Here is a 13,782-nt window from a genome sequence, read left to right on the forward strand (position 1 = left end):
TCGCAGAAGAAGCGGGTCATCACCAACGAAAAGGCGCACCTGCGCAACAAGGAGGTCAAGAGCGCAATCAAGACCTCAGTGCGTTCCGTGCGTAACGCCGTGGATGCCGGTGACAAGGAGGCCGCTCAGGCTGCTTACCAGGTGGCCGCCCGCCGTCTGGACAAGGCTGCAGGAAAGGGTGTAATCCACCGCAACCAGGCCGCCAACCGCAAGTCCGGTCTGGCCAACGCTGTCAACGCCCTCTGAACCGGGTGCCCCATAAGGGCCGGTGATCCAAGCGCTTGGATCACCGGCCCTTTTTGGTATCCGAATTCGTCTCCGGATTCTCACCGGTATCCTCGTCGGTGTGCTTGATGGTGACGCTGATATTCGACCGGCCACGCATCAGATGACGGATGGCCCTGGCCAGCTGGACATCGTTGAGCGGCAGCCGGGCCGAGCGCCGGTCCACTGCTCCAGGCACCAGAATGTCGAATTTCACCGAGATGATGCGCAGGACGACCACCAGGGCCACGATGGCCAGGTCCAGAGCCATGTCGACCCGTGCCGGATAGAGCCCGTGCTGCTGGGCGCGCGTGGAGGCTAGGGTCAGCAGGCAGCCGATCAGGGAAGGCAGAGCGTACCAATGCTGGTCCTGGATGACCGCAGGCACCTGGTTGAGAAGGATGTCTCGCAGCAGGCCGCCTACCAGGGCCGTGGCCATGCCCATAAAGATGGCCGTCATGCCCCCGGTTCCACACATCAAAGCCTTGGCGGTCCCGTTGACAGCGAAAGACCCCAGGGCCATGGCATCGGTGACCAGCATGGACCAGGTCATCCTACTGATTTCAGGATGAGCGACAGCTACGACCAGGCCGGATGCCAGGGTAACGATGACCGAGCCCTTATCGGTGATGCCGCTGGGTGGCACTTGACCCAGCAGGACATCACGGACCACCCCGCCGCCCAAGGCGCTGATCCACGAAACCAGCAGAATGGCGATGATATCATAGCCCTTGCGCACAGCAGCCAGACCGCCTGAAAGACCGCAACTTAGGATGCCCAGGTACTCGATGACCATGAAGATCAGGTTCCCCTCCAAGGCCGTCTTCATCCCGCGCCTCTCCTCCCGAACTCGTCCCGCACTCAGGTCCGTCTATAGATTAGCCAAACACACAGCAGAACAGGCCGGTGATGTGCGCAAGGCCACAAACATGAGAGAAAGCGACCCAAGGCGGAATATCACCCTGAAGCCGCTTTCCTTTCAAGACCTATCAGGCAGTAATGGAGTCAGCGCTCAGCAGACCTTCCACATCCAGTCGTGCGGATCCTCGATCTCGCCCAGCTGGATGCCCAGGAGCTCGTTGCGGAAGTCCATAGTAACCTTGCCTGAACCACCATCGGCCACCTCAACGTCGAAGTTCTCAGACTTGAAGCGCCCGATCGGTGTGATTATGGCGGCGGTCCCGCAGGCGAACACCTCGGTGACCTCGCCGGAGCGGATGTCGTCCAGCAGCGTGTCCAGACGGATCATGGTCTCAACCACGTCACGGCCGTGGTCCTGGGCCAGGGTGATCAGGGAGTTGCGGGTGACGCCGGGCAGAATGGTTCCGGTCAGGCTGGGGGTCTCCAGGTGTCCGTCCTTGTGGACGGTGAACATGTTCATGCCGCCAAGCTCCTCCAGGTAGGTCTTAGTGGCTGCGTCGACGAAGCAGACCTGCTCGCATCCGTGCTCAGCACCGCGGTTCTCACCCAGCAGGGATGCCGCATAGTTGCCGCCGCACTTGGCGAAGCCGGTGCCGCCGGGGCCGGTGCGGAACCACTTGTCTTCCACCCAGATGCTGACCGGCTTGACACCGCCGGCGAAGTAAGGTCCCGAGGGCGAGGCGATGACGCAATAATCCACCGCATGTGGAGCGCGCACACCCAGGAAAGGCTCGGAGGCGAACATATAGGGGCGCATATAGAGCGTATACTCACGACGCTTGGGCACCCAGGCCGCGTCACGGCGGACCAAGGCCGCGACCGATCCCAGGAAGTCATCGGGCTCGAGCGGAGGCAGGGCCAGACGCTTGGCGGAATTGTAGAAGCGCTGAGCATTGGCATCGGGCCGGAAGAGCCAGATGGAGCCGTCGTCATGGTAGTAGGCCTTGAGCCCCTCAAAGGCCTCCTGGGCATAGTGAAGCACCGAGGCGCCCGGATCCAGGCTGAGCGGTCCGTAGGGCTCAACCCTGCGGTCCTTCCAGCCGTCGTTTGAAGTCCATCCCATGTGGGCCATGTTGTCTGAGAAGAGCTGGCCGAAGGCAGGCTTATCAATCAGCCGGGCACGCTCCTCGTCAGAGGCGGGATGATCGTTGGGAATGACCTTGAAAGCGTCCGCCAACTCATTGAGTGCCTTCGGGTCGTGATGTGATTGCTCTGCCATTATCTACCACTTCTTCTTGCTACTGTATTGGTTGCTCGGGCGCTATGCTTATGGCGATGCCCGGTACCCGAACTATCGCATAGGCAGACCCTGACCCGTTCAGCGTATTTCGCATAGTGACCGTTATAGACAAAAAGGCCGCAGGATCGTGATGATCCCACGGCCTTGCAGATCGAACCTCTTGGTTCACTCGCTCTGTTCGTCGGCCTCCGGGGCAGCTTCCGCCTCGGTCTGTCCGGTTTCCTCGGTGGGGGTCTCCAGGCTCTCCTCCTTGGGGATCTCGACGGAGACGATGGATTCCTCCATATCGTCGATGATCAGCTCGGAGCCTTCGGGCAGCTTGATGTCCTTGGCCAGGATCTTGTCGCCCTCTGCCAGGCCCTCAACACTGATATCGATGCGCTCGGGCAGGTTGGACACGTCGGCCCGGACCTGCAGATTCTGGGTGTCGACAAAGGCCACGGCAGCGCCCTTGGTCTCGCCACTGACGAAGACAGGCACCTCCACGGTGACCTTCTCGCCGGCGCGGACCTCATAGAAGTCGATGTGCTCTACCTGGCGCTTGACCGGGTTGCGCTGCACGTCCTTGACCACCGCCGTCTTGGTCTGCCCGCCGAAGCTGATGGAGAAGAGGGCGTTGGCACGACGCAGGGCTAAAGTGGTCTCGCGCATGGGCAGCTTGATGTAGTCGGGCTGGGCGCCGCCGGCGTAGATGGTGGCGGGGATCTGCTGGGCCACGCGCATGCGGCGTGCCGCCCCCTTGCCAAATTGGTCGCGGACTTCGCCCTCGAGCTTAATTGTGTTAGCCATGTTGGCTTCCTTCCTTGAGTGGTTCCTCAAGACCGACCTGGGCCGGTCCTGGCGCATCGCCGCGTCGGATTCCGGACCGCCCAAAAGAAAAGGCCGCCGATGATCCAGCCGAGTCGATAACGGAGGCCATGAAAGCCTCCCTCGCCAAAGCAACGTGCCTACTTTAGCACCGGGCCCGCCCTTCTCCAAGTAAACGGCTATTCTGGACATATCCCGCGATTATTGAAGGAGACAACGTGTCGTTACTAGCATCGGTCAAATCTTTTGTGGCACACCAGGTGGGTCATGGGGAGGGACCGACCGGCGAGGAAGCTGCGGATCCATCAGGTGCCGCCCAGGAAGCCCTCGCCCTGCCCAATACGCATTTCTGGTCAGCTGACTACGCCACCACCACGCGCATGGATCCGGCTTCAGGACTGCTTTCAGCCACCACCGCCGGCATGGGTCCAGTGCCAGACGACATGACCGTCTATGACATCTACGCTGATCGGGCCCGCCGCACTCCTGACCAGCCGGTTCTGCACTTTGTGGAGAACGGCAGCTGGACCTACCGGACCGGCCGAGAGATTCTGCACGACATCAGGACCACCGCCAAGGGCTTCATGCACTACGGGCTGAAGAAGGGCGATGCCGTGGCCTTCATGTGCAGGACCAGCTATGAGTGGGACATCGTGGATGCCGCGGTCCTCTCCATTGGCGGGGTCATCGCCACCATCTACGACACCGACTCGGCCGAGCAAATCCGATTCATCGTCAACAACTCCGATGCCAGGCTACTGGTGGTGCAGACCACAGAGATGCGTGCCAAGGCCGAGGGGGCCGACAAGGAGTGCCCCACCCTGGAGCGGATCGCCTGCCTGGAATCCGGGGCCCTGCAGGAACTGCAGGCCTATGGGGAATCGGTCAGCGACGCCGAGCTTGACGAGCGGATCAACTCCATCCACAAGACCGACCTCTGCTCCATCGTCTACACCTCTGGTTCCACTGCGGCGCCCAAGGGCGTGGAGATGACCCATGAGCACTACTGCCAGCTGGCCAGAAACCTGAACGCTTTCATTCCCAATCTGACCCACGACCCGGATGGATCCATCCTGCTCTTCCTGCCCCAAGCCCACACGTTTGCTCGGGCCATCAGCTACGGGGTCGTCTACGGGACCATGCACGTCTACATCTCCTCTGGTCTGGCTACCCTGCTGTCCGATCTGCAGGAGTCCAAGCCAACGGTCATCATCGGCGTGCCCAGGGTCTTCGAGAAGGTCTACAACGCCGCATCCCAGAAGGCTGGACACGGCATCAAGGGCAGGATCTTCAACGGGGCGGCCCGGGCTGCACGCACATACATGGAGGACATCTCCCGTCAGGGATGGCCAACCAGGCGCAGCGCCCTGCGAAGAGCCGTATATGACCCGCTGGTCTATTCTTCTCTGCGCCAGGTCCTGGGCGGACGGGCCAAGTGGATTGTCTCCGGAGGAGCTCCCCTGGATCCGGAGCTGCTGGGGTTCTTCCGCGGCGCCAATGTTCCGGTTTATGAGGGCTACGGCCTGACCGAGACCACTGCGCCCTGCGCCTTCAATCCCCTGGGCACCCCCTACCACCGGGGCTCGGTGGGCATCCCCTTCCCAGGATTCACCATCCGCATCGCCTCGGACAGCGAGGTGCAGATCAAGGGCATCTGTGTATTCCACCGCTACCACAAGAATGAGGAAGCCACCCGCGATTCCTTCACCGAGGACGGCTGGTACGCCACCGGCGACCTGGGACGGCTCTCCCGAGACGGGTTCCTCTTCCTGACCGGGCGCAAGAAGGACCTGATCATCACGGCCGGCGGCAAGAACGTCTCCCCCAGGCCCATCGAGGAGGTCATCGAGCGCTCCGAAATTGTCTCCCAGGCCCTGGTTCTGGGCGACAAGCGCCCCTTCATCTCAGCCCTGGTCACCCTGAACGAAACAGCCCTGCGTCCCTGGCTGGCCTCCAAGGGTCTGGATCGCAACATGTCCCTTCAGGAGGCAGCACAGAACGCTGTGGTCCGGGCCGAGGTCCAGGAGTATGTGGACCGGGCCAACGAGGGCGTCTCCCGGGCCGAGTCGGTGCGCAAGTTTATCATCCTGCCCGAGGAGTTCACCCAGGACAATGGTCTGATGACACCATCCATGAAGGTGATTCGGCCCAAGGTCATCGAGCGCTACGCTGACCTGCTGAACACCCGGATGTATACGGCCAAGCGCACCCCGGCACCCCGCCGCTGAACACAATCAGAACCCCAGGCGCTCCAACTGCTTGGGGTCAGTCTGCCAGTTGCGGGCGACCTTGACGTGCAAATCCAACCGGACCTTGCGACCCATGGTCCGGTTGACGGCGGTGCGCAACTTCTTCTTCACGCGCACCAGGTGCTCGGCCCCCCGCCCGATGACGATGGGCTTCTGGGAGTCACGCTCTACATAAATGCCTATATGGAGCGTGTCGCGCCCGCCCTCTGGATCCGGATCGATTGACTCCACACGAACTGCCAGGGAGTGGGGCAGCTCGTCGTTGAGCTCCTCCAGGTAGGCTCCGCGAACCAGCTCAGCAATCATGTCCTCGGGACGCTCCTCGGTCAGCTGGTCGTCAGGGTAGAGCTGAGGGCCTTCGGGCATGACATCCATTAGAACCTTGGCCACCTCGTCCACGTTGTCAGCCTCCAGGGCGCTGACCGGAACAATCTGGGAGAAGTCGGCGAAGGCCCCGATCTGCAGGAGCTTGTCCACCAGCTGGCTTTTGCTCAGCTGGTCGATCTTCGTCACTACGGCGATCAGAGGCTTTCGCCAAATCCACTTGCCGTCCTTGTCCTTATGGGCGAAATCGGACCGCAACCGGCTGAGAATGCGACGGTCGCCTGGACCGATGGCCTGGTCTGCGGGCAGCAGGAACGCAATGGCATCCACGTCCGACAGGGAGGCCTCCACCACGTCGTTGAGCCGTTGGCCCAACAAGGTACGCGGGCGATGGATGCCTGGGGTGTCCACCAAGACCACCTGGGCCTCGGGGCGGGTCATTATCCCCCGAATGGCCTTGCGGGTAGTCTCTGGCCTTGAGGAAGCTATGGCGATGGGCCTGCCTACCAGGGCGTTCATGAGCGTGGACTTGCCCACATTGGGTCGGCCCACTACCGCCACGAAACCCGATCGGTGGACCGGTGCCTTGCCCTCGCTCTGTTCTTCCTTGGTCATGAATTCTCCTGACTGTCCTGCTCGGATTGATCCCTGTCGGCCTGTTCGTCTTCTTGCTCCGCACCGCCTTCCAGGTCCAGGGCGATGTTGGATCCGTTGGCTGGCTCGACCACGATGGTGGCGATCTTCTTGCGACGGCCGACCGCCTCGCCGGCGGTCAATCTTATTCCTCGGGTCACCGCCGATGAGCCTGAAACTGGCACGGAGCCCAGCAGCTTGGTCAACAAACCGTAGACCGTATCTACGTCATCTTCGTCAATGGTGATCTCGTAGAGCTCCTCCAGGTCGGCGATAGGCGTGCGGACCGGCAGCTGCCAAGTGTGCGGGCCGATCTGCTTGGGCTCGTCGTGCTGGACCCGGTCGTGCTCATCCTCCAGCTCGCCCACGATCTGCTCGATGGCATCCTCAATGGTGACCAAACCGGCTATGCCCCCGTACTCGTCCACAACCACAGCCAGGTGGTGGCGTGAGCGTTGCATGTAGTGGAAAAGGTCGTCCACGGGCTTTGACTCAGGCACCAAAACGGGACGACGGATTATGGAGGCAACTGATCTGTCACTCTTGCGGTTGAAGGCCAGGGCGCGGACCACATCCTTCAAATAGACGATACCGACCAGGTCATCCACGTCTTCACCAATGGCGGGAATACGGGAGAATCCCGACCGGGAGAAGAGCTTCAGAGCCGAATCCAAACTGGCATCCTTGGAGATGCAGATCATGTCGGTGCGAGGAACCATGATTTCGCGTGTCAGCGTAGTCGATAGTGTCAGCACATTCTTCAACATCTCGGAGATCTCGGGATCAAAGGCACCGGCCTCCACCAGCTGGTCGACCATGGCCCGACCCTGTTCGATCTGGATCTTCTCCAGTTCCTCGTCGTCGGAAAGTTCGCCGCGAAGGTTTTTGCGGGCACTGGCTTCAGCCTGCCGTCGACGCTTGAAGGGGGTCAACAAAACAGCCATCCCGACCAGGCGCACGTGTTTGAGCAACGCTTCCATGGGCTGACGGGAACGACCACGAGGGCCCAGGGTGACGGAGATGGCAGCCACCAGGATGGCTATGACCACTCCGCACAGCAGCTGCTCCCAGAGAGGCATGCCACCAAGAGCAGCCATGCAGGCCACCAGGACGCCGACCATGATGTCACAGATGATGCGGAAAAAGGCACAGGCGCTTCCAGTCACCTGCCGCTGGGAGATTAGGTTCTGGGCCCGATGAATGCGGTCGATTCGCTTCATCCTGGAGAACTGACTGAGTTCCTGATCGGTCTGCAGGCCCAGAATCAAATTGTTGAGACTGGATCGGGTCACTCTGTTGAGCGCCCCCTGGGCCTCAGCCAGCGCCAGGGCGAGTATGACCAAGGCGATGATGGCCAAAGCCATGACCACCATGGCGGCTATGGTCCGCTCATTCATGGGATTTGCCTCTCTGAGAGGCACCACGGCCGTACCGCTCATAGATCTCCAAAGCATTGGTGGCTCCGGCCGGCAGCGCGGCATTCGCAATAGGTCCCTGGCGCAAGGCCAGGAAGGTCAGCAGCAGCTGGCGCTGCAGTCCGAACATCTGCGCCTCCTGCTCCCTGCTGGCGTGGTCGTATCCAAGCAGGTGCAGTGTACCGTGAATCGCCAGCAGCAGCATCTCCTCCATGGTGGAATGACCGGCAGCCAGAGCCTGCTGTGCCGCCACCCAGGGGCAGATGACGATGTCGCCCAGGATGCCCTCCTGCCGATGGTTCTCGTCGCCGGGACGCAGCTCGTCCATAGGGAAGCTCATGACATCAGTAGGGCCGACCAGGTTCATCCAGCGCTCGTGCAGCACCGCCATGGGCTCGGGATCGTTGAAGATGATAGTCATGTCGGACTGGGTGCTCACCCGCATCTGGTCCAGCACCCACACTCCCAGATCGGAGAAGGTTTTGGCATCGATCAGCCATTGGGTCTCGTTGGTCACTTCAACGCTCATGCCTGCTCCCGTCTCCGGCTGCGGGCTTGATCGGCGCGGTCGTAGGCCCGGACAATCTGCCCGACCAGCCGATTGCGCACCACATCGGCCGCCTGCAGGTGCACGAAGGCAATATCGTCGATGCCGTGCAGAACCTGTTCGATAGTGGCCAGACCAGATGCAGGCCCACCCAAATCCACCTGGGTGACGTCGCCGGTGATGACCATCTTGGTGTTGAAACCCAGGCGGGTCAAGAACATCTTCATCTGCCTGCGGGTGGTGTTCTGCGCTTCGTCCAGGATGACGAAGGCATCGTTCAGGGTGCGCCCCCGCATGTAGGCCAGCGGGGCCACTTCAATGGTCTCATCGGCCAGAAGGCGGTGGAGCCGCGAAGTGCCCAGCATGTCGGCCAGGGCATCGTAGAGGGGCCGCAGATAGGGGTCGACCTTCTCATTGAGGGTGCCAGGCAGAAAGCCCAGGCTCTCTCCCGCCTCCACAGCAGGCCGGGTCAGGATGATGCGGCCGATGCGGCCGGCCCGGAATTCCTGAACGGCCTTGGCCACTGCCAAATAGGTCTTGCCGGTGCCGGCCGGACCAATGCCGAAAGTGATGGTATGCGTTTCAATGGCGGCCACATAGGCGGACTGGCCAGCGGTCTTGGGCCTGATCGGACCCTTGGAAGCCTGGGTCAGAGGGCGGCGGCGAACTGCAGCTGGGGCTGCCTGACGTGGTTGGTCAATGCCTTCCAGAGCGTTGTTCCGCTCCGACTCTGCCATAGCTGTCTGCCCATAATCGCGGTCTACAGAAGTATGGTTTATCGTATTGCGATCCTGAGTATTGCGGTCTGTAATTTTTTGCTCTTCCGGATGGGAGTAATCGACTGCGTCGGCGTTCCCCAAACGACGGTGGTCCAGTATTCGCCCCACCTGATCGGCATCCACGGGAACCTGATCGGCGTTCTGCATGAGTTCGGTCAGTAGATCCCTGATCTGTGCCGCCTCAACGTCGCCCTGCCGGTCCTGAGCCCGCAGCATAATCCGGTTGCCACGAACCAGGATAGACACTGCCGGGAAGGCACGCTCGATCCTGTCAATGACTGCGTCTTCCGGCCCCAACACCTGAACCGGGTCGATTCCCTCCGGAATCTCCAGGGTTCGCGTAGTTACCGCCACGGATTCCCTTCCTGCACGATGACGATGGTGAACATGGGCTTCACTCGGGCAGCACCTGTCCGGTCAGGACGTGGGCGTGGACATGAAAGACCGATTGGCCGGCATCCTCCCCCGTGTTGAAGATCAGCCGGTAGGCTCCGTGGAAATCCTGGTCGGCGATCTGCTGCGCCACCTGGACGATGTGGGCCAGGGTGTTGGGATCGGCCTTGGCCAATTCAGCCACGGACGCGTAGTGGTGACGCGGGACGATCAGGACATGGACGGCGGCCTTGGGGTTGGCATCCTTGAAAGCGTAGACGGTCTCATCCTCATAGACCTTTTCACTGGGGACCTCCCCTGCCACGATTTTGCAGAAAATGCAGTCCTCCTGTCGATCGTCATCGCTCATGACCACTCCTTACCGTTTGCCGACATGGCTTTTTGGCGTTTTCGCTGTTTCCCATCTTATTGTCGAGGTTGTATATTGCGCGCGACTTCATGCGCTGAGCTCAGGGGCTTCTGACTGCCAACGACCCAGCATGTCCGCCAGAAGGGTCAAGGCCACAGGTCCGGCCAAAGCGGCACGGAGGATGTTGCCCCCCAGCCGGACCGGTAGGGCCCCCTGCCTCATCATGCCCTGAATCTCCTGATCGGCAATGCCTCCCTCGGGCCCCACAACTATGGCAACCGACGAGCCCGACGGCAGCTTATTTACGCGTTTGCGGACCGCATCCCATCCAAGGTCGGCATCCTGGTGCAGTACCAGGACCAGACGTCCCTGATCGGTCGCCTTCCGGCACCAAGATGCGAGACCATGACTGTCCACCTTGTCCAGCAGTCGAGGACGGTAGGACCTTCGGCTCTGTTCGGTAGCCGCGTCCAAGGTGGCCTGCCAGTGCCGGTCGTTGCGGCCGGGCCGCCATTTGGCTATGGACCGGTCAGCCTGCCAGGGCATGACCTGATCCACCCCGATCTGGGTAGCCATGTCGATGGCCTGCTCGTCCCTACCGCCCTTAGCCAGAGCCTGAACAAGAATCAATTCCTTCTCGGGAGGTGCCCGGCGTCCTACAGTGGTGACCTCCACCAAGCCGGTCGATGCATCCCTGACCAGGGCGCTGATGCGCAGTCCATCTCCGTCTGAAAGATCCAGCTGGTCCCCGTTCTTCAGCCTCATGGAGCCCAGGGCATGGCGACGGATGTGCTCGGGCAGGGTCAGGCGCCAGCCGGTATGGAGCTCATCACTGGCCAATGGGGAATCATCATGGTCGGGATCCAGCAGGAAGAGGGGTGCGGTCATGGTGTTAGGCTACAGCCCGCTGCCGAAAAGCACTCGCCTACGACGACACGCTCCCCCAATCGACCAGTGCGCAATGCCGCCTGAGATGCTATGATTATTTCCGTTGCGATTACGCACCTGTCCGGGTGGCGGAATGGTAGACGCGCTAGCTTGAGGTGCTAGTGCCTATATATATACAGGCGTACGGGTTCAACTCCCGTTCCGGACACTCGATTCCATGTCGTTGGTGACTGCTGAGGTTCGTATCTTTTCTAATTTATATATTTGCTGAGAATCAGTGTCACATATAGAATTCGTAAATCCATGTATGGCTGGAATCGTGGCTTTGATTCAGGCAGCTGATCCATACAGCTCTTTTTGACTTGTCGTCTGACTTCTTCACCGAAATGATCAAGACTTGGTTTTCGGTCGCGCCGCCTATGCTGTTGTCAGAACCAGAAGGAGGTATGGCAGGCGTGCTGAAGGTGAGAATCGACTCCATCGAGGACGACAGAATCGAGGCCTACACCAGGCTGACCGAGCCGCAGTTGCGCAATCGTCTGGAACCAGCCAAGGGTCTGTTCATCGCCGAGTCCCCCAAGGTCATCGCCCGTGCCCTGGATGCCGGGGTTGAGCCCATTTCCTTCCTGGTCGAGGAGCCTTGGCTTGAGGGAATGAGCTCCATGTTCGACCAGGTGGACGCAGCCTTTGGACCCAACGTTCCCATCTACGTGGCCAGTCCTGCTCAGCTCAAGACCATAACCGGGTACCGGCTGCATCGGGGCGCGCTGGCCGCCATGCGACGCTGGCCTCTGCCTACAGTAGAGCAGATCTGCCGCTCGGCAAAGCGGGTGGCCGTCATGGAGAACATCGTTGATCACACCAACATCGGCGCCCTGATGCGTTCTGCGGCAGCCCTGCAGGTGGATGCGGTCCTGGTCACCCCCTCCTGCTCCGATCCCCTTTACCGCAGGGCCGCACGGGTCTCAATGGGCACGGTCTTTCAGGTTCCCTGGACCAGGATTGGCGGCGACGACGTCCACGCCTGGCCCAACCAAGGCATGCGCCAACTCCATGATCTCGGCTTCACCACGGCGGCCATGGCCCTGAACCGGGATGCCATCAGCCTGGATGAATTGGCTGAACGCCTAGGACCAGGGACTGACCGGATCGATCGCCTGGCCCTGATATTCGGTACCGAAGGCGACGGGCTGAGCCACAGGACCGTCGCCCGGGCGGACCTGACCGTGCGCATCCCCATGAGCCACGAGGTGGACAGCCTGAATGTAGCAGCCTCAAGTGCCGTGGCCTTTTACGCGACCAGACCCAAGCATGCTGGCTGAACCAAGTCTGGCAACTAAGCCCAGCCAGCCAGTTGAGCTCGTTAACAAACTGACCGAGCCGACCAACTGATCTCTTGCAGCCAACTGATTTCTGGCAACCAACTGAACCCACTAAGCGACTGACTGAGCTTGTAAATCGAGCCCGTACTACATAGCAGATTCATGGTGCCTCAGTCGCTTCACTCCGTGGCCGGGTCGAGCACTTAGTACCAGACAATCTTTGACATCAGACGACCCTTGGCATCAGGCGATGCCTGATCACAGACAACATCCGAACATGAGGCGACCAAGGAAAACGGATGACCCTACGCAATCAGCCCTCTTTTGAGACAGCCTGCGAATCCTCATGGATGTAGTCGTCAGGGTCGATGGTCCCCCGCCAGCGGCCGATGGCCTTGAGACCGTGGTACATGACCAGAGTGGCGACCGAGCCGATGGCGATGCCGTTGAAGCTGACCCCGGCCACCGCGAAGGTGAAGTCCGCGATGCCCACGATCATGACGACGGCGCCCACGGTCATGTTGACGGACTTACCGAAGTCCACCTTGTTCTCCACCCAGATACGGATGCCCAGCATGCCGATCATGCCATAGAGCATGGTGGTAACCCCGCCCAGAACGCCGGTGGGAATGGTGTTGATGATGGCCCCGAACTTGGGGCACAGGGAGAGCAGGAAGGCAAAGATGGCGGCGCACCAGTAGGCGGCCGTGGAGTAGACCTTGGTGGCGGCCATGACGCCGATGTTCTCTGCGTAAGTAGTGGTGCCCGAGCCTCCGCCCAGCCCGGCCAAAGTGGTGCCCAGTCCGTCGGCCATCAGGGCGGTTCCGATCTGATCGTCATAATCTCGGCCGGTCATCAGGGCCACCGACTTGACGTGACCGATGTTCTCGGCCACCAGGACCAGCACCACGGGGATGAACATGGCCAAGACAGATGGGTCGGCCTGAGGAGTGTGGAAGTGAGGTAGACCGAACCAGGCAGCCTTTTCCACAGCAGCGAAGTCCACCTGGCCCTGGGTGACTGCGAAGATGTAGCCGACAATGACGCCCAAAAGGATGTTGAGACGGCCGATCAGGCCCTTGAAGAGGACGGCTATCAGCATAACAGCCACCAGGGTGATCAGGGCGGTCAGCGGGGCCGACTTGAAGTTCTTCCAGGCCGAGGGGGCCAGGTTGAAGCCGATGATGGCGACGATGGCACCGTTGACCACCGGGGGCATGATCATATCGATCCATCGCGAACCTGCGAAGTGGACGATCAGACCAATCAGGAAGAGCAGGGCGCCGGTGACCATGATCCCGAAGGAGGCCACAGCCAGGCCCTTGTGGGCGGTGGTCACTGCCAGGACCGGGGCGATGAAGCCGAAGGAGCTGCCCAGGTAGGAGGGCAGACGGTTGCGGTTGATCAGCAGGAAGAGGGCCGTGGACATGGCCGTGAAGAAGAGGGTGGTAGAGGGATCGAATCCAGTAAGGATGGGAACCAAGAAAGTGGAACCGAACATGGCGATGACATGCTGGGCGCCGATGCCAGCCGTACGTGGCCATGTGAGTCGCTCATCGGGTTCCACAACCTCACCCGGAGCCAATGTTTTCCCGTCGCCGTGCAGTTTCCAGCCCATGGACAATGCCATTTCACTGTGCTTTCTCTCATG

Annotated in this window: 13 protein-coding genes and 1 tRNA gene; 4 read left to right on the plus strand and 10 right to left on the minus strand. The window is 60.9% G+C overall.

What is annotated here, in order from left to right:
• The coding region (gene rpsT / locus AC0AP0_RS03805; protein ID WP_490429438.1) for a 30S ribosomal protein S20 at positions 1 to 246 on the plus strand (246 nt) is incomplete at its 5' end.
• 40 nt (positions 247 to 286) lie between these two features.
• Here the strand turns inward: rpsT and AC0AP0_RS03810 are convergent.
• The 3 genes from AC0AP0_RS03810 to AC0AP0_RS03820 all read right to left on the minus strand — a co-directional run bounded on the left by AC0AP0_RS03810 (position 287) and on the right by AC0AP0_RS03820 (position 3,214).
• A complete protein-coding gene (locus AC0AP0_RS03810) occupies positions 287 to 1,093 on the minus strand; it encodes a trimeric intracellular cation channel family protein (RefSeq protein WP_489931946.1) in 807 nt (268 codons plus the stop codon).
• Between the two features lie 183 nt (positions 1,094 to 1,276).
• Positions 1,277 to 2,404 (minus strand): branched-chain amino acid aminotransferase, encoded by a 1,128-nt coding sequence (locus AC0AP0_RS03815; RefSeq protein WP_046322956.1) that lies wholly within the window; start codon positions 2,402 to 2,404, stop codon positions 1,277 to 1,279.
• Positions 2,405 to 2,590: 186 nt separating this feature from the next.
• Positions 2,591 to 3,214 (minus strand): 50S ribosomal protein L25/general stress protein Ctc, encoded by a 624-nt coding sequence (locus tag AC0AP0_RS03820; protein ID WP_121913434.1) that lies wholly within the window; start codon positions 3,212 to 3,214, stop codon positions 2,591 to 2,593.
• Between the two features lie 236 nt (positions 3,215 to 3,450).
• Here AC0AP0_RS03820 and AC0AP0_RS03825 point away from each other — a divergent pair, with 236 nt between their 5' ends.
• A complete protein-coding gene (locus AC0AP0_RS03825) occupies positions 3,451 to 5,460 on the plus strand; it encodes an AMP-dependent synthetase/ligase (protein ID WP_211120137.1) in 2,010 nt (669 codons plus the stop codon).
• Between the two features lie 6 nt (positions 5,461 to 5,466).
• Here the strand turns inward: AC0AP0_RS03825 and era are convergent, their stop codons facing one another.
• The 6 genes from era to AC0AP0_RS03855 all read right to left on the minus strand — a co-directional run bounded on the left by era (position 5,467) and on the right by AC0AP0_RS03855 (position 10,809).
• A complete protein-coding gene (gene era, locus AC0AP0_RS03830) occupies positions 5,467 to 6,420 on the minus strand; it encodes a GTPase Era (protein WP_110417245.1) in 954 nt (317 codons plus the stop codon).
• Complete coding sequence (locus AC0AP0_RS03835; RefSeq protein WP_490429439.1) at positions 6,417 to 7,835, minus strand: hemolysin family protein; 1,419 nt, start codon at positions 7,833 to 7,835, stop codon at positions 6,417 to 6,419. The genes era and AC0AP0_RS03835 overlap by 4 nt, the downstream gene beginning before the upstream one ends.
• Positions 7,828 to 8,382 (minus strand): rRNA maturation RNase YbeY, encoded by a 555-nt coding sequence (ybeY, locus tag AC0AP0_RS03840; RefSeq protein ID WP_046322961.1) that lies wholly within the window; start codon positions 8,380 to 8,382, stop codon positions 7,828 to 7,830. The genes AC0AP0_RS03835 and ybeY overlap by 8 nt, the downstream gene beginning before the upstream one ends.
• Entirely contained in the window at positions 8,379 to 9,533 is a 1,155-nt protein-coding gene (locus tag AC0AP0_RS03845) for a PhoH family protein (protein ID WP_490429440.1), read from the minus strand. Before AC0AP0_RS03845 ends, ybeY begins: the two co-directional genes overlap by 4 nt.
• Before the next feature lie 40 nt (positions 9,534 to 9,573).
• Positions 9,574 to 9,921 carry a histidine triad nucleotide-binding protein gene (locus AC0AP0_RS03850; protein WP_046322963.1) on the minus strand — a complete coding sequence of 116 codons (348 nt, stop codon included), beginning with the start codon at positions 9,919 to 9,921 and terminating at the stop codon, positions 9,574 to 9,576.
• Between the two features lie 87 nt (positions 9,922 to 10,008).
• Positions 10,009 to 10,809 (minus strand): 16S rRNA (uracil(1498)-N(3))-methyltransferase, encoded by an 801-nt coding sequence (locus tag AC0AP0_RS03855; protein ID WP_110425289.1) that lies wholly within the window; start codon positions 10,807 to 10,809, stop codon positions 10,009 to 10,011.
• A gap of 119 nt (positions 10,810 to 10,928) precedes the next feature.
• Here AC0AP0_RS03855 and AC0AP0_RS03860 point away from each other — a divergent pair.
• Positions 10,929 to 11,017 (plus strand) — tRNA-Leu (locus AC0AP0_RS03860).
• A 238-nt stretch (positions 11,018 to 11,255) separates the two neighbouring features.
• On the plus strand, positions 11,256 to 12,131 hold the full coding sequence (locus tag AC0AP0_RS03865) for a TrmH family RNA methyltransferase (RefSeq protein ID WP_490429441.1): 876 nt from the start codon (positions 11,256 to 11,258) through the stop codon (positions 12,129 to 12,131).
• 313 nt (positions 12,132 to 12,444) lie between these two features.
• On the opposite strand, the gene AC0AP0_RS03870 is transcribed toward AC0AP0_RS03865, so the two are convergent.
• Positions 12,445 to 13,761 (minus strand): uracil-xanthine permease family protein, encoded by a 1,317-nt coding sequence (locus AC0AP0_RS03870; RefSeq protein ID WP_110425290.1) that lies wholly within the window; start codon positions 13,759 to 13,761, stop codon positions 12,445 to 12,447.
• Positions 13,762 to 13,782: the final 21 nt, after the last annotated feature.

The organism is Bifidobacterium sp. POST2/T3 (B1), from assembly GCF_058197115.1.